A 15,048-nucleotide genomic window follows, 5' to 3' on the forward strand; every position below is an offset into this window, starting at 1 on the left:
CGAACATCATCAACGAGTACATCGACGAGCGCTTCCCGCACCCGCAGCTGATGCCCGGCGACCCCGTGGACCGCGCCCGTGTGCGTCTGTTCCTGCTGAACTTCGAAAAAGAGCTGTTCGCCCACGTGTCGGTGCTCGAGTCTCGCAGCAGCAAGGGCAACGAGAAGGCACTGGAAAAGGCCCGCGCGCACATCCGCGACCGCCTGACCCAGCTGGCACCGGTGTTCCTGAAGAACAAGTTCATGCTGGGCGACAACTTCTCCATGCTGGACGTGGCGATTGCGCCGCTGCTCTGGCGCCTGGACTTCTATGGCATCGAGCTGAGCAAGAACGCCGCGCCTCTGCTCAAGTACGCCGAGCGCATCTTCTCGCGCCCCGCCTACATCGAGGCGCTGACCCCGTCCGAAAAGGTCATGCGCAAGTGATGCCCATTCACCGGCCCCCTGTGGGCCGGTGGCTGGATGTCCAAGCGCACCACTCTGCCCATGAACACCCCCGAACAGGAAGCACCGTCGACGCGGCCCTATCTCATCCGTGCCTTGCACGAATGGTGTGCCGACAACGGCTTTTCGCCGTACATCGCCGTGCATGTGGACGCTGCGGTGCAGGTGCCGCAGGAATTCGTCAAAAATGGCGAGATCGTGCTCAACGTCAGCTTTGACGCCACCAGCGGCTTGCGTCTGGGCAACGAGTTCATCGAGTTCAAGGCGCGCTTCGGCGGGGCTCCGCGCGACATCGTGGTCCCGGTGACGCATGTGGTGGCCATCTACGCCCGTGAAAACGGGCAGGGTATGGCGTTCCCGCCACCGCCCAAGGCGCCCTCCGGAGCATCGTCCGCGGTTGACCCAGTGCCGGCGCAGCCGGCACCGGCAGCGACCCGTGAACCCCTGCGTTCGGTGACGGTTGATGCTCCGGATGGTGTGGAGCCGTCAGGCCCTGAGACGCCGCCAGCCGGCCCGGGCAATGGCGGCCGTCCCCAGCTCAAACGCGTCAAGTAAAATCCCAGGCTTTGTTGGGTATCCAACGCCGCTTTAGCTCAGTTGGTAGAGCACTCGCCTTGTAAGCGATAGGTCGTCTGTTCGAGTCAGACAAGCGGCACCATCACCAGCACTTCCCGATAACGCAACCGTTCAGCCGTGCGTCTTGCGCACGACCCGCTCATCGCGGGGCCGCTTGGACTTTGATGCGAATCGCGCTAACCTGCACGCCCCCTTGCGCCAGTGCCTGCAGCAGCGCCGGCAGCAGTTGGCGCAATTTGGTGGAAGCGGCCGCGTTGCCCACCAGCAGACACCACTCGGTGTCTTCGATGGGGCCGGCCTTCACATGGCGGCGCATGGTGGCGGGGATGAGGTGTTGAACCCGTTCCATGCAGCGTTGTGATTCGCGTATGCGCTCCTGCAGCGCCGCCAGAGACGGCGCTGCTCCGGCTGCCTGTTCCAGGCTGAACATCTGATGATGGCTGCGGGGGGCGGTGGACATGCGGTGCGATGGGTCTGCCGAATCGGTGGGCCGACAGAAAGGTGAAACTGTGCACATCATTATCACGGACGCATGGCTGGCCCGAAGCCAGGCCCTGCACCTCAATGGCCTGAAGCTGCTGGCCGCGGGCGCTCTGGGTTCGCTGGTGTTGATGCTCGGCGCCGTGGCGACCTACCACTGGGTGTTTCTGCAAGGCGTGCGCCAGGGCTGGCCCGGCTTCGAGTCCGTGGCCCGTGTGGTGACGCAGGGCGATGTCAACGCGCAGAACCTCTACATGCGCGAGAACCTGGACGCCATGGCGCGCAAGCTGGGCGAGATGCAGGCGCGCATGCTGCAGATCGAGTCGCTGGGCGAGCGCGTCGCCGGCCTGGCGGGGCTGAATCCGGCCGATTTCAAAGTGGTGCCGGGCGCTGGCGGGGCCCTGGTGGGCAGCCGGACCCTGACCATGGAAGAGCTGAACCAGGCCATGGGCCAGCTGGACGTGGCCAGCGGTTCCCGTGTGGACTGGCTGATGGCGGTCGAGTCGCGCCTGTTTGACCAGGCAATCCAGCGCGCCCTGGTGCCCACGGAAGAGCCCGTCAAGGGCGGTCGGGTGGGGTCGCCTTTCGGCTTCCGCATCGATCCCATCACCGGGCGCTCGGCCCTGCACACGGGCCTGGACTTCCCCGGGGATGTGGGCACGCCCATCCACGCCGCGGCGGGTGGTGTGGTGGTGGTGCAGGAGTACCACCACGCATACGGCAACATGGTCGAGGTCGACCACGGCAATGGCCTGATCACCCGCTACGCACACAGCTCGCGCGTGCTGGTCAAAAAAGGTGACATCGTCAAGCGCGGTCAGAAGATCGCCGAAGTCGGCTCCACCGGGCGCTCCACCGGGCCGCACCTGCACTTCGAAGTCTGGTTCTCGGGCGTGGCCCAGGACCCTCAGCGCTTCCTCGCCGCGGGCGACAACCTGGCCGCGGCCGAACAGCTGGCCCAGAAGACCCGCAAGCCCTGAGTTCATCGGGTGGCGGCGGGTAAAATTCCGCTTTTGCCCTTGAAAGACAAGCGCTTGCCGGCACATGGCGGGGAGTTCCCCGTGACGGGCTGCGCATGCCGCTGGGGGCGATCCGATTCCCTTTTGCCCGCCTGGCGCCGTGATGGCGCGTTGCAGTCGGGCCATCCTGTATGGCCACAAACTTCCTCACCAAAATTTTTGGTAGTCGCAACGACCGCTTGCTCAAGACCTACCGCAAGACGGTCGATCGCATCAATGGCCTGGAATCTCAGTACGAAAAGCTCAGCGACGATGAACTGAAGGCGCAGACCGCCGCCTTCAAACAGCGCGTGGCGGCCGGCGAGACCTTGGACGCGATCCTGCCCGAGGCCTTCGCGGTGGTGCGGGAGGCCAGCAAGCGCGTGATGAAGATGCGCCACTTCGATGTGCAGATGCTTGGCGGCATTGCGCTGCACTCGGGCAAAGTGGCCGAAATGCGCACGGGCGAAGGCAAGACGCTGACAGCCACGTTGCCGGTGTACCTGAACGCGCTCTCGGGCAAGGGCGTGCACGTCGTGACGGTCAACGACTACCTGGCCACGCGCGATGCGCAGTGGATGGGGCGCCTCTACAGCTTCCTCGGCCTGACGGTGGGCATCAACCTGCCCCAGGCACCACGCGAAGAGAAGCAGGCCGCCTACGGCGCCGACATCACCTACGGCACCAACAACGAGTACGGCTTCGACTACCTGCGCGACAACATGGTGTACGAGCCGGGCGATCGCGTGCAGCGCAGCCTGAACTACGCCATCGTCGACGAGGTGGACTCGATCCTGATCGACGAAGCGCGCACGCCGCTGATCATCAGCGGCCAGGCCGAAGATCAGACGTCGGTGTACATGGCGATCAAGCAGCTGATTCCGCAACTGGTGCGCCAGGAAGGCGAGGCCGACCCGCGCACCGGTGAGGGTGTGATCACGCCCGGTGACTTCACCGTGGACGAGAAGGCCCATGCCATCCACATGACGGAGCAGGGCCACGAGAACGCCGAGCGCCTGCTCAGCCAGGCCGGCTTGCTGCCCGATGGGGCTTCGCTGTACGACCCGGCCAATATTGCGCTGATGCACCACATGGTGACCTCGCTCAAGGCGCACCACCTGTACCACCGCGATCAGCACTATGTGAACCAGAACGGCGAGATCGTCATCGTCGACGAGTTCACCGGCCGCCTGATGGCTGGCCGCCGCTGGAGCGATGGCCTGCACCAGGCCGTGGAAGCCAAGGAAGGCGTGACGATCCAGCCCGAGAACCAGACGCTGGCCTCCATCACCTTCCAGAACTACTTCCGTCTGTACGCCAAGCTGTCGGGCATGACCGGCACGGCCGACACCGAGGCCTACGAATTCCAGGAAATCTACGGTCTGGAGACTGTGGTGGTGCCGCCCAACCGCGTGAGCAAGCGCGACGACCAGCTCGACCGCGTGTACAAGACGACCAAGGAAAAGTACGTCGCGGCGATCCAGGACATCCGCGAATGCCACGAACGTGGCCAGCCGGTGCTGGTGGGCACCTCGTCGATCGAGAACTCTGAAATCATCGCCCAGCTGCTGACGGCCGAGAACCTGCCGCACGAGGTGCTCAACGCCAAGCAGCACGCGCGTGAGGCCGACATCATCGTGCAGGCTGGCCGTCCGGGCGCGATCACGATCGCCACCAACATGGCCGGTCGAGGCACCGACATCGTGCTCGGTGGCAACCTGGAAAAGATGGTGGCGGCGGTCGAGGCCGATGCGTCTCTGGACGAGACCACGATGGCCGCCCGCGTGAACGCGGTGCGCCAGCAGTGGCAGGCAGACCACGAGAAGGTCAAGGCCCTGGGGGGACTGCGCATCATCGCCACCGAGCGGCACGAAAGCCGCCGCATCGACAACCAGTTGCGTGGCCGTTCGGGCCGCCAGGGCGACCCGGGCTCCTCGCGCTTCTACCTGAGCCTGGACGATGCGCTGATGCGCATCTTCGCCGGCGACAAGGTGCGCGCCATCATGGACCGATTGAAGATGCCCGAGGGCGAGGCGATCGAAGCCGGCATCGTCACGCGCAGCATCGAGAGCGCGCAGCGCAAGGTCGAAGCGCGCAACTTCGACATCCGCAAGCAGCTGCTGGAATACGACGACGTGTCGAACGACCAGCGCAAGGTGATCTACCAGCAGCGCAACGACATCCTGGACGCGCAAAACCTGCACGCCCAGATCGACTCGCTGCGCGACGGCAGTTTTGCCGATCTGGTGCACCAGTTCGTGCCCGAAGGCAGCGTGGAGGAGCAGTGGGACCTGCCCGCGCTGGAGCAACTGCTGCGCGACGAATGGGCGCTGGACCTGCCGGTCAGCAGCTGGGTGTCGGACGCCGAATCCATCGACGGCGAAGAGATCGTCACACGCGTGCAGGCGGCGGCCAAGACCGCGTTCGAAGCCAAGCTCGCGCTGGTGGGCGAAGAGAACTTCACCCAGTTCGAGCGCATGGTGCTGCTGCAGACCATTGACGGCCAGTGGCGCGAGCACCTGTCGGCGCTGGACTACCTGCGCCAGGGCATCCACCTGCGCGGCTACGCGCAGAAGCAGCCCAAGCAGGAATACAAGCGCGAAGCCTTCCAGCTGTTCGGTCAGTTGCTCGACAGCGTGAAGAACGACGTGACGCGCATCCTGATGAACGTGCGCGTGCAGAGCCCCGAGCAGGTGAGCGAAGCGGCGCAGCAGATGGAAGCGAAGGCGGAACACATCGCCAACGTGACCTACACCGCGCCGACCGATACCGGTGAAGCCGAGTCCACGGTGGACGCGGCGACGGTGGCGGCCGACGTGCCGCGCGTCGGCCGCAACGACCCCTGCCCGTGTGGCAGCGGCAAGAAGTACAAGCAGTGCCACGGCGCGCTCAGCTGATACCTCCCTGTGCGGCTGTCGCCGCTTCCCCCCCAGGGGGACAACGCCTGCGGCCTGGCGGAGCCAGTTCCGCGGCGTTCTGGATGGAAACCCCTCATTTGTTGCGTTTCTTTTGACTGGAGTCTGATGCCATGGCCGTGAACTACACCGCTCCCCAAGCCCAGGACCTGCTGCCCGTGGCGGGTGTGCGCATCGGCGTGGCCGAGGCGGGCATTCGCAAGGCCAACCGCAAGGACCTGACGGTGTTCCTGCTCGACGAAGGCTGCGCCGTGGGCGCTGTGTTCACGCAGAACCGCTACGCCGCGGCGCCGGTGCAGGTGTGCCGCGACCACCTGGCGGCGGGGCAGGGCATCCGCGCCATGGTCATCAACACCGGCAATGCCAACGCCGGCACCGGTGAACCGGGCTTGCAGAACGCGCGCCAGACCGCCAGCGCGCTGGCCCTGGCGCTGGGCGTGCAGCACGAACAGGTGCTGCCGTTTTCCACCGGCGTGATCATGGAGCCGCTGCCGCTGGACCGCCTGATCGGCGGCCTGCCCGCCGCGCTGGCCGATGCGGGCAGTGCCGCCGGCGCTGCAGGGGCGCAGTGGCTCAAGGCGGCCGAAGGCATCATGACCACCGACACCCTGCCCAAGGCGATCAGCCGCCAGGCCGTGGTCGGCGGCAAGACCGTGACCGTGAGCGGTATCGCCAAGGGCGCGGGCATGATCCGCCCCAACATGGCGACCATGCTGGGCTATGTGGCCACCGACGCCGCTGTGGCGCCGGCGCTGATGAACACGCTGGCCAAACGATTGGCCGACACCTCGTTCAACCGTGTGACGGTGGACGGCGACACCTCGACCAACGACTCCTTTGTGGTCGTGGCGACCGGGCAGGCGGGCAACGTGTCGGTGACCGACCTGGAGAGCGCCGACGCCCAGGCGCTGCTGGCGGTGATGACCGAAGTCGCGCAGTTCCTGGCGCACGCCATCGTGCGCGACGGCGAAGGCGCGACCAAGTTCATCACCGTGCGCGTGGAGGGCGGGGCGAACAGCGAGGAGTGCCTGAAAGCCGCCTACGCCGTAGCGCACTCGCCGCTGGTCAAGACCGCATTCTTCGCCAGCGACCCGAACCTGGGCCGCATCCTGGCCGCCGTGGGCTACGCCGGCATCGGTGATCTGGACGCGACGAAGATCGAGCTGCACCTGGGCGACGTGCACGTGGTCAAGCAGGGCGGACGCAACCCCGACTACCGCGAGGAAGACGGACAGCGCGTGATGAAGGCGGCCGAGATCCTGGTGCACATCGGTCTGGGCCGCGGCAACGTCACCGAGACGGTGTGGACTTGCGACTTTAGCCACGACTACGTCACCATCAACGCGGACTACCGTTCTTGATCTCACTCCGCCGCGCTGTGCGCGGCCCCCTCAAGGGGACGACATCAGCGGCCCGGCTGAGCCGGTTCCGCGATGTCTCTGGACGGGACACTTGTACGCAGAGGGCCTTGTGATGAATGAAAAATTCGAACGTCTGATCGAACGGGCCGAACAGCTGATCACCCGCATCGAATCGGTGCTGCCCCAGCCGCTGGGCGCGCCCGACTGGTCCGCCTCCGTTGCCTACCGCTACCGCAAACGCAGCAGCGGCCACGGCGCGCTGGAGCCGGTGCGCCATGTGGCGCAGATGCGCCTGGCCGACCTGCAGGAAATCGATGGGCAGAAGGATAAGATCCAGCGCAACACGCTGCAGTTCGTGCAGGGGCAACCGTCCAACAACGTGTTGCTGACCGGTGCGCGCGGCACCGGCAAGTCGTCACTGGTCAAGGCCTGCCTCAACGAGTACGCGCCGCAGGGGCTGCGCCTGATCGAGGTCGACAAGGCCGATCTGGTGGACCTGCCCGACATCGTGGACGTGGTGGCCGATCGGCCGGAACGTTTCATCGTGTTCTGCGACGACCTGAGTTTCGAGGACGGTGAAGCCGGCTACAAGGCGCTCAAGTCCATCCTCGACGGTTCGGTGTCGGCTGCCGGGCAGAACGTGCTGATCTACGCCACCAGCAACCGCCGCCACCTGCTGCCCGAGTACATGAAGGAAAACCTGTCGTACACGCACACGCCCGATGGCGAGGTGCACCCCGGGGAGGTGGTCGAGGAGAAGATTTCCCTCTCCGAGCGGTTCGGCCTCTGGGTCAGCTTCTACCCGTTCAGCCAGGACGAGTACCTGACCATCGTGGCGCAGTGGCTGGCCTCGTTCAAGGTGTCTGCTGTGGCCATCGAGGCGGCGCGCCACCAGGCGCTGGTGTGGGCGCTGGAGCGCGGTTCGCGCAGCGGCCGCGTGGCCTACCAGTTCGCGCGCGATTACGCGGGCTCTCACGCCACAGGCGGGTGACGCGCATGGCCGATGACGTGCTGGTGGTGGATGGCGGGGGCTCGTCCGGCGAACGCGCTGTGACCGATGTGGCCGTGGGTGTGCTGATCGCATCGGACGGCGCTTTCCTGCTGACCTCAAGGCCCGAGGGCAAGGTCTACGCGGGCTACTGGGAGTTCCCGGGCGGCAAGCTCGAAGCGGGTGAGACCGTGGAGCAGGCCTTGCGCCGCGAACTGCAGGAAGAGATCGGCATCACCATCGGTGCGGCCCAACCCTGGCGTGAAAAGCTGGTGGATTATCCGCACGCGCTGGTGCGGCTGCACTTTTGCAAGGTGTTCGACTGGAGCGGGGCGCTGCACATGCGCGAAGGGCAGCAGTTCGGCTGGGAGCGCCTGCCGGTGCGCTGTGCGCCGGTATTGCCGGGCACCCTTCCCGTGCTGGCGTGGCTGGCCGAAGAGGCCGCCGCGGCCTGAGCCGCTTCAGTTCTGTTCGAAATCCGGGTTGCTGTTGGGCTCGCGCTCGGGCAGGCGGAAGTGCTCGCTCGCCCACGCCCCCAGGTCCATGCCTTTGCAGCGTTCACAGCAGAAGGGGCGGTAGGGGTTGGACGGTGCGTAGACGCTGGGGCCGCCACAAGCGGGGCAGCGCACCGTCTTGACGGTGGACGGGCTGTCGGACATGGCGGGCCTCAGGCGCAGAGCGTGAGTTCGAAGGCCGCGTCTTCGGCCGCTGCGTGCAGGCGGTGGCCGTCGCCCTGGCGCATCATGCGCACCGACATCATGAGGCGGTTGCCGCTGATCTCGGGCACCAAACCAGAGCCGGCGTCCATGCGCAGCCGCAGCAGCTGGAAGGTGCGGCCCTGTGGCAAGTTCTGCTGGAACTGGCCCCCTGGCGCCACCACTTTTTGTGGCGTACCGGAGTCGCGCATCATCTTCATCAGCAGCACGATGGATTCGGCCAGCGGGGCCAGGGTCTGGGCCCATGCCTGCAAATCGGCCTGGCGACGCTCGGCCGTCTGGTGTTGCCACGCGTAGTACGCGGGCAGGTCGAACTCGCAGGTGCCGCCGGGAATGCCGATGCGGCTGCGGATGCTCATCAGCCAGTCGTTCTCGGTCAGCGCCTGGCCGGTCTTGCCGGGCAGGCCGTTGAGCTGGGTGAAGCAGGCGTCCAGCTGGGCGATGACCTCGTCCAGCGCCTTCTCGGAAATGGCCGGATTGCCGCGGTAGCTGTTGAGCTGCTGCTTGTGGCGGTCGATGTCCTTGAGCACATCGGTTTTCATGTCCGCGCGCGAGGCCACGTCCATGATTTCGAAGATGGTCTGGATCGCGAAATGGTGGTCCAGTGCGTGGGTGCGCGGGACCAGTTCGGCCAGCCGCCGAAACAGCTGTTCAAGCCGCAGGTAAGTGCGAATGCGTTCGTTGAAGGGGTATTCGTACAGGATCACAGCGGCGGATAGGGCAGTGGCGGCGGAAACGAGGGCCATCATAGCCCGAACCGGTCGGCCCACCGGGTCACCTCGCGCTGCAGGTGTTCAATCTCGTGACCGTCGTTGAAGATCACGGTGTCGGCGGCCGCGAGCCGACGTTCGCGCGGGCTTTGGCTGTCCAGTATCGATTCAATGGTCGCGCGGTCCCAGCCGTTGCGGGCCAGCACCCGCTGCACCTGGGTCTCGCGTGTGCAGTCCACCACCAGCACCCAGTCCAGCTGCAGTCGCCAGTGCGGCGACTCGACCAGCAGCGGCACGTCGAACACGGTGCAGCGGGCGCGCGATGCGGCCGCCTGCCGCGCGATTTCCTGGCCCACCAGCGGGTGCACGATGGCTTCGAGTTGGGCGCGGGCATCGGGTTGGGCGAACACGTGAGCCCGCATGCGGTCGCGGTCCAAGGCGCCGTCGGAGGTCACGAACTCGGCGCCGAAGACCTGAGCCACCGCGGGCATGGCGCTGCCACCGGCCAAGGTGCAAGCGCGGGCAATGGCGTCGGCGTCAATCACCGTGGCGCCACGGGCCTGGAGCAAGCGCGCCACCGTGCTTTTGCCGCTGCCGATGCCACCCGTGAGGCCCAGTCGCAGCGGAGTGCGCACCGCGTCCATGTTCAAAGACCGATGGCCGCCAGGATGGACGAGGGGCCAAAGAACATGGCGGTCAGGCCGGCGAGTGCAAGGAAGGGGCCAAAGGGCACATAGCCGCCTTCGCGCAACTGGCTGAAAACCTTCATGCCGATGCCCACCACCGCGCCGATGAGCGAGGCCATGAGGATCATCGGGATGAGCGCGGGCCAGCCGAACCAGGCGCCCAAGGCGGCAAACAACTTGAAATCGCCGTAGCCCATGCCTTCCTTGCCGGTGGCGAGCTTGAAACCCCAGTACACGAGCCAGAGCGAGACATAGCCGCCGACCGCACCCCACAACGCCTGGGGCAGGGGGGTGCCACTCAGGCCCAGCGCGGCGGCGCACAAGCCCGCCCACACCAGCGGCAAGGTGATGTCATCGGGCAGCAAGGTGGTGTCCCAGTCGATGGCTGCCAAGGCCAGCACGGCGGCGGCGAAGCCACTCCAGACCAGGGCCGTGGGGGTCAGTCCCCAGCGCCAGCCGCACCAGGCGAACAGGCCGGCGTTCAGCAGTTCGATCAGCGGGTAGCGTGCGCTGATGGGGGTGCGGCAACCCGCGCACCGCCCGCGCAAGGCGAGGTAGCTCAGCACCGGCACATTTTCAAACCAGCGGATCTGGTGGCCACAGTGCGGGCAACGCGAGCGCGGCACCATGAGGTTGAAGGGCTCTGCGGAGGTGGAAGGCGCGTGGTCCGTGCCCACCTGGGCCTGCATGTGCGCACACTCGGCCGCCCAGCGCAGTTCCATCATGCGCGGCAACCGGTGGATCACCACATTGAGAAAGCTGCCGACCAGCAACCCCAGCAGGCCCAGCAGCGCGGCGTCCAGCGCCGGCATCAAACGACCTGGCCCAGCTTGAAGATGGGCAGGTACATGGACACCACGATACCGCCGATGAGCGTGCCCAGGATCACGATGATGATGGGTTCCATCAGGCTGGCAAGGCCCGCCACCATGTCGTCCACCTCGGCCTCGTAGAAGTCGGCTGCCTTGCCCAGCATGTGATCGATGGAACCCGATTCTTCGCCGATGGCGCACATCTGCAGCACCATGGACGGGAAGATGTTTGCATTGGTCATGGCGTTGGTCAGGCTGGTGCCGGTGGAAACCTCCTGCTGGATTTTTTCCGTGGCCATGCTGTAGACCGAATTGCCAGACGCGCCACCCACAGAATCCAGGGCCTCCACCAGCGGCACGCCCGCCGCAAACATGGTGGACAGGGTGCGCGTCCAGCGCGCGATCACAGATTTTTCGACCAGGGTGCCGAAAATGGGCATTTTCAGCAGGACGCGGTCCATGAAGTGCTGGACCTTTTCGTTGCGCTTCCAGGCCTGCAGGAAGAAGTAGATGCCGCCGCCCAGACCGCCGAAGATCAGGTACCAGTAGCTGACAAAGAATTCGCTCAGGGCGATCACGAACAATGTGGGCGCCGGAAGATCGGCGCCAAAAGAAGTGAACACCTCTTTGAACGAGGGGATCACAAAAATCATGATGACCGCCACCACCACAAACGCCACGATGATCACCGAGATCGGATACATCAGCGCCGACTTGATCTTGGACTTGATGGCCTCGGTCTTTTCCATGTAGACCGCCAGGCGGTCCAGCAACTCTTCCAGGATACCGGCCGCTTCACCGGCTTCCACCAGGTTGCAGTAGAGGCTGTCGAAGTACAGCGGGTTTTTGCGGAAGGCCGCGCTCAGCGAGGTGCCGGTTTCGACATCGGTGCGAATGTCGTTGAGCAGCTTGGTCACGCTGGGGTTGGGGTTGCCGCGACCGACAATGTCAAAGGCCTGCAACAGGGGCACGCCAGCCTTCATCATGGTGGCAAGCTGACGCGTGAAGATGGAAATGTCTTTGGGCTTGATCCGCTTGCCGGAGGCGGTCCGGCGTTTTTTGACCTTGCCCGGGACGATGCCCTGACGACGCAAGGCGGCCAGCACCTGGTTCTCGCCACCCGCCCGCGTTTCGCCGCGCACCGTCTTGCCATTGCGGTCCTTGCCTTCCCATTCGAAGACAAAGTCCTTGGTGCTTTTGCTTGCTGCGGTGGCCATGGATTCCTCGGGTTCGGGCGGTCAGAGCCCGCTCATTCGTTGGTGACGCTGAGCACTTCTTCCAGCGAGGTCAGGCCCAGTTTCACCTTGAGCAGACCCGATTCGCGCAGCGTGCGCACACCTTCTGCGCCCGCCTGTACGGCAATGTCCAGGGCGCTGCCGCCGCGCAAAATGATGCGCTGGATTTCTTCCGAAATCGGCATCACCTGGTAGATGCCAACACGGCCCTTGTAGCCGTTGTTGCAGGCCGAACAGCCCACGGGCTTATAGGGTGTCCATGTGCCATCCAGGTCTTCTGCCTTGAATCCCGCATCGACCAAGGCTTTTCTGGGAACGTCCAGCGGTGCTTTGCAGGTCGGGCACAAACGCCGCGCCAGACGCTGCGCAGTGATCAGGATCACGCTGGATGCGATGTTGAACGTGGGAATGCCCATGTTCATCATCCGCGTGAGCGTGGTCGGGGCGTCGTTCGTGTGCAGTGTGGACAGCACCATGTGACCGGTCTGGGCGGCCTTGATGGAAATGTCGGCCGTCTCCAGATCGCGGATTTCGCCGACCATGATCACATCGGGATCCTGGCGCAGGAAGGCCTTGAGTGCGGCGGCGAATGTCAGTCCGGCCTTCTCGTTCACGTTGACCTGATTGACCCCGGGCAGGTTGATTTCGGACGGATCTTCGGCCGTGGAGATGTTGATGCCCGGCTTGTTCAGCATGTTCAGGCAGGTGTAGAGCGACACCGTCTTGCCCGAACCGGTGGGACCGGTGACGAGCACCATGCCGTAAGGACGGCTGATGGCACTGAGCAAACGCTCTTTCTCCTCCGGCTCGTAGCCCAGCGCGTCGATGCCGACCTTGGCGCTGCTCGGGTCCAGGATACGGATCACGATCTTCTCGCCGAAGAGGGTGGGCAATGTGCTGACCCGGAAGTCAATCACCCGGTCGGGGCCCACCTTGAGCTTCATGCGCCCGTCTTGCGGCACCCGCTTTTCGGAGATGTCCATGCGCGAGATGACCTTGATGCGGGACGCCAGCTTGTCCTTGATCGCGATCGGTGGGGAGGCAATCTCGCGCAATTCGCCATCGATACGGAAGCGCACCCGGTACTGGTGCTCGTAGGGTTCGAAATGCAGGTCGGATGCCCGCATGTTGAACGCGTCGAGCAACATCTTGTGCAGGAACTTGACCACCGGAGCGTCGTCAACGTCAGACGCTTTCTCGTTCGTGTCGGCAACCACCGCCTCGGTGGTCATTTCATCGAACTCAAAATCGCCGCCGATGATGTTGTCCATGGCCTCGTTGGCCGAAGTGGACTGGCTCTCGACCAGCTTGCTGAGCTTATCGAACTCGGCGATCACCCAGTCCACACCCATCTGAGTCGCGAACTTGATCTTTTCGGCCGCTTGCTGATCCGAGGGGTCTGCGGTCGCCACCATCAAGCGGTTGCTGCGCTTGCTCAGCACCACAATGCGGTAGTCCAAGCAGATCTTGCCGTCCAGCAGCCCTTTGGGCAGGCGCTGCACGTCAATGGCGTCCAGATCCAGCAACGGCGCCGCAAAAGCCGCCGACATGGTGTGAGCCAAGTCGTAGGCCGACACCGCGCCCGAGCCGGTCAACTCTGCGATGAAACTCGTGCGGGCACTTTGCGCCTTCTTGTAAAGGTCTTCGGCCGCTTTTTGTCCCAGTTTTCCAGCCGACACGAGCGCGCGCCCAAGGCCTGGTAGGGCCATGGAAGGGGTGTCCTGGATCACTGTGTCGACAGATGCCATAAGCGCGTAATCTATCTTAAATCAACGACTTGCCTGTCATTATTGACGCAACTTGTGTGGAATTTCCACATTGTTGCGCGGCTGGCGTTGTAAGAAGGACGCTAAAAGAGATGCGACCCATGGGTTATTGGGTCGATCAAAGTCACGCGAAAGCAAAGAAATGACTGGTCGGGGTGAGAGGATTCGAACCTCCGGCCTCTACGTCCCGAACGTAGCGCTCTACCAGGCTAAGCTACACCCCGATGAACCCGGTGGGTCTATCGTCAGCGGTTGAATAACCGCTTTGTTGAACGTGTCAGGAGCGCCGCTCCTGAAGTCCAGCCGCCAATTGTAGCAAAGCTTCGCGGTACCGATTGGCAGGCAGTTGTTGTGCCGCATCAATCGCCCGCTGGGCCTCTGCCATGGCGCTCTGGCGAGCCATGTCCAGTGCGCCGGTTTGGCGGATGATGTTCAGGATTTCGTCCAGATGTGCCACATCGCCGTGCTCGATGGCTTGGCGAATCAGGGTGTTTTGCGCTTCGGTGCCTTGGCGCAATGCACAGATCACGGGCAGCGTGACTTTGCCTTCGCGCAGGTCGTCGCCCAGGTTCTTGCCGAGCAGTTCTGCATCGCCTTCATAGTCCAGCACGTCATCGATCACCTGGAACGCGGTTCCCAGGGCTTGTCCGTAGGTGGCGCACAGTTCCTCGACCTCGGCGGGTGCGCCCGCGAGGATGGGGGCCAGTCGGGCGCTGGCCTCGAACAGCTTGGCGGTTTTGGAGCGGATGACGCGCAGATAGGCGGCTTCGTCCAGCGACGCATCGTGCATGTTCATCAGTTGCAGCACCTCGCCTTCGGCGATCACGTTGGTGGCTTCTGACAGCACCTGCATCACGCGCATCTGGTTGACGTCCACCATCATCTGGAAGGCACGTGAGTACAGGAAGTCACCGACCAGCACGCTGGCAGCGTTGCCGAACCGCTCGTTGGCGGTCTCGCGGCCGCGCCTGAGTGTGGATTCATCCACCACGTCATCGTGCAGCAGCGTTGCGGTGTGGATGAATTCGACCACTGCGGCGAGGGTGTGCCGGTCGGGGTCTTCGCAGCCCAGGGCGCCGGAGACCAGAAGCAGCAGGGCCGGGCGCAAGCGCTTGCCGCCGGCCGAGATGATGTACTGGGCCACCTCGCGGACCAGGGGGACGTCTGTGCTCAGGCGCTCGCCGATCACATGGTCGACCCGCTGCATGTCCGGCTGAATGAGTTCCAGAGCTTGGGTGGTGGCGTTGACAGCAGAGGACAAGATGCTTGGGCGCAGAAGCGCAGTGGCGGGGCCGGAAAGCTCGGGATTATAGAAAGCGCATCCTTGAGGGTTCCGGCAGCGGGGGGGGGGGGGGGGGGGGG

15 protein-coding genes and 2 tRNA genes are annotated in these 15,048 nt (G+C 64.6%); 8 read left to right on the plus strand and 9 right to left on the minus strand.

What is annotated here, in order from left to right; all coding sequences use genetic code 11:
- The 3 genes from RMP09_RS13755 to RMP09_RS13765 form a co-directional block, all read left to right on the plus strand.
- Positions 1-425, plus strand: a 425-nt coding sequence (locus tag RMP09_RS13755) for a glutathione S-transferase C-terminal domain-containing protein (protein WP_310566547.1), incomplete at its 5' end; no start/stop codon positions are given.
- Positions 426-485: 60 nt separating this feature from the next.
- On the plus strand, positions 486-998 hold the full coding sequence (locus RMP09_RS13760) for a ClpXP protease specificity-enhancing factor (RefSeq protein ID WP_310566548.1): 513 nt from the start codon (positions 486-488) through the stop codon (positions 996-998).
- A gap of 27 nt (positions 999-1,025) precedes the next feature.
- Positions 1,026-1,101, plus strand: a tRNA-Thr gene (locus RMP09_RS13765).
- Between the two features lie 57 nt (positions 1,102-1,158).
- On the opposite strand, the gene RMP09_RS13770 is transcribed toward RMP09_RS13765, so the two are convergent.
- Entirely contained in the window at positions 1,159-1,479 is a 321-nt protein-coding gene (locus tag RMP09_RS13770) for a DciA family protein (RefSeq protein ID WP_310566549.1), read from the minus strand.
- 49 nt (positions 1,480-1,528) lie between these two features.
- Here RMP09_RS13770 and RMP09_RS13775 point away from each other — a divergent pair, with 49 nt between their 5' ends.
- The 5 genes from RMP09_RS13775 (at position 1,529) to RMP09_RS13795 (ending at position 8,216) form a co-directional block, all read left to right on the plus strand.
- Positions 1,529-2,479 carry a M23 family metallopeptidase gene (locus RMP09_RS13775; protein WP_310566550.1) on the plus strand — a complete coding sequence of 317 codons (951 nt, stop codon included), beginning with the start codon at positions 1,529-1,531 and terminating at the stop codon, positions 2,477-2,479.
- A gap of 170 nt (positions 2,480-2,649) precedes the next feature.
- Entirely contained in the window at positions 2,650-5,394 is a 2,745-nt protein-coding gene (gene secA / locus RMP09_RS13780; RefSeq protein ID WP_310566551.1) for a preprotein translocase subunit SecA, read from the plus strand.
- A gap of 131 nt (positions 5,395-5,525) precedes the next feature.
- Entirely contained in the window at positions 5,526-6,773 is a 1,248-nt protein-coding gene (gene argJ, locus RMP09_RS13785; RefSeq protein ID WP_310566552.1) for a bifunctional glutamate N-acetyltransferase/amino-acid acetyltransferase ArgJ, read from the plus strand.
- A 112-nt stretch (positions 6,774-6,885) separates the two neighbouring features.
- Entirely contained in the window at positions 6,886-7,764 is an 879-nt protein-coding gene (locus RMP09_RS13790; protein WP_310566553.1) for an ATP-binding protein, read from the plus strand.
- A gap of 5 nt (positions 7,765-7,769) precedes the next feature.
- Positions 7,770-8,216: an NUDIX domain-containing protein gene (locus RMP09_RS13795; protein WP_310566554.1), complete on the plus strand. Its 447-nt coding sequence runs from the start codon at positions 7,770-7,772 to the stop codon at positions 8,214-8,216.
- Positions 8,217-8,222: 6 nt separating this feature from the next.
- Here RMP09_RS13795 and RMP09_RS13800 read toward each other — a convergent pair whose 3' ends face one another.
- The 8 genes from RMP09_RS13800 to RMP09_RS13835 all read right to left on the minus strand — a co-directional run bounded on the left by RMP09_RS13800 (position 8,223) and on the right by RMP09_RS13835 (position 14,893).
- The gene (locus RMP09_RS13800) at positions 8,223-8,420 is read right to left on the minus strand and encodes a DNA gyrase inhibitor YacG (RefSeq protein ID WP_310566555.1); all 198 of its coding nucleotides are present in this window, start codon (positions 8,418-8,420) and stop codon (positions 8,223-8,225) included.
- Positions 8,421-8,428: 8 nt separating this feature from the next.
- Positions 8,429-9,184: a cell division protein ZapD gene (gene zapD / locus RMP09_RS13805; protein ID WP_310566556.1), complete on the minus strand. Its 756-nt coding sequence runs from the start codon at positions 9,182-9,184 to the stop codon at positions 8,429-8,431.
- Between the two features lie 38 nt (positions 9,185-9,222).
- A complete protein-coding gene (coaE, locus tag RMP09_RS13810; RefSeq protein ID WP_409559729.1) occupies positions 9,223-9,831 on the minus strand; it encodes a dephospho-CoA kinase in 609 nt (202 codons plus the stop codon).
- Between the two features lie 2 nt (positions 9,832-9,833).
- Entirely contained in the window at positions 9,834-10,685 is an 852-nt protein-coding gene (locus RMP09_RS13815; protein ID WP_310566558.1) for an A24 family peptidase, read from the minus strand.
- The gene (locus RMP09_RS13820) at positions 10,685-11,902 is read right to left on the minus strand and encodes a type II secretion system F family protein (protein ID WP_310566559.1); all 1,218 of its coding nucleotides are present in this window, start codon (positions 11,900-11,902) and stop codon (positions 10,685-10,687) included. Before RMP09_RS13820 ends, RMP09_RS13815 begins: the two co-directional genes overlap by 1 nt.
- 32 nt (positions 11,903-11,934) lie before the next feature.
- Complete coding sequence (gene pilB / locus RMP09_RS13825) at positions 11,935-13,668, minus strand: type IV-A pilus assembly ATPase PilB (protein ID WP_310566560.1); 1,734 nt, start codon at positions 13,666-13,668, stop codon at positions 11,935-11,937.
- Positions 13,669-13,833: 165 nt separating this feature from the next.
- Positions 13,834-13,910, minus strand: a tRNA-Pro gene (locus tag RMP09_RS13830).
- 53 nt (positions 13,911-13,963) lie between these two features.
- On the minus strand, positions 13,964-14,893 hold the full coding sequence (locus RMP09_RS13835; protein WP_310566561.1) for a polyprenyl synthetase family protein: 930 nt from the start codon (positions 14,891-14,893) through the stop codon (positions 13,964-13,966).
- Positions 14,894-15,048: the final 155 nt, after the last annotated feature.

Source organism: Hydrogenophaga sp. (assembly GCF_031426985.1).
Taxonomy (GTDB): Bacteria; Pseudomonadota; Gammaproteobacteria; order Burkholderiales; family Burkholderiaceae_C; genus Hydrogenophaga.

Coding starts and splice junctions, on each gene's coding strand:
- RMP09_RS13760 (WP_310566548.1), top strand. CDS start 486: ATGAACACCCCCGAACAGGAAGCACCGTCGACGCGGCCCTATCTCATC.
- RMP09_RS13770 (WP_310566549.1), bottom strand. CDS start 1,479: ATGTCCACCGCCCCCCGCAGCCATCATCAGATGTTCAGCCTGGAACAG.
- secA (WP_310566551.1), top strand. CDS start 2,650: ATGGCCACAAACTTCCTCACCAAAATTTTTGGTAGTCGCAACGACCGC.
- argJ (WP_310566552.1), top strand. CDS start 5,526: ATGGCCGTGAACTACACCGCTCCCCAAGCCCAGGACCTGCTGCCCGTG.
- RMP09_RS13790 (WP_310566553.1), top strand. CDS start 6,886: ATGAATGAAAAATTCGAACGTCTGATCGAACGGGCCGAACAGCTGATC.
- RMP09_RS13795 (WP_310566554.1), top strand. CDS start 7,770: ATGGCCGATGACGTGCTGGTGGTGGATGGCGGGGGCTCGTCCGGCGAA.
- RMP09_RS13800 (WP_310566555.1), bottom strand. CDS start 8,420: ATGTCCGACAGCCCGTCCACCGTCAAGACGGTGCGCTGCCCCGCTTGT.
- coaE (WP_409559729.1), bottom strand. CDS start 9,831: ATGGACGCGGTGCGCACTCCGCTGCGACTGGGCCTCACGGGTGGCATC.
- RMP09_RS13815 (WP_310566558.1), bottom strand. CDS start 10,685: ATGCCGGCGCTGGACGCCGCGCTGCTGGGCCTGCTGGGGTTGCTGGTC.
- RMP09_RS13820 (WP_310566559.1), bottom strand. CDS start 11,902: ATGGCCACCGCAGCAAGCAAAAGCACCAAGGACTTTGTCTTCGAATGG.
- pilB (WP_310566560.1), bottom strand. CDS start 13,668: ATGGCATCTGTCGACACAGTGATCCAGGACACCCCTTCCATGGCCCTA.
- RMP09_RS13835 (WP_310566561.1), bottom strand. CDS start 14,893: ATGCAGCGGGTCGACCATGTGATCGGCGAGCGCCTGAGCACAGACGTC.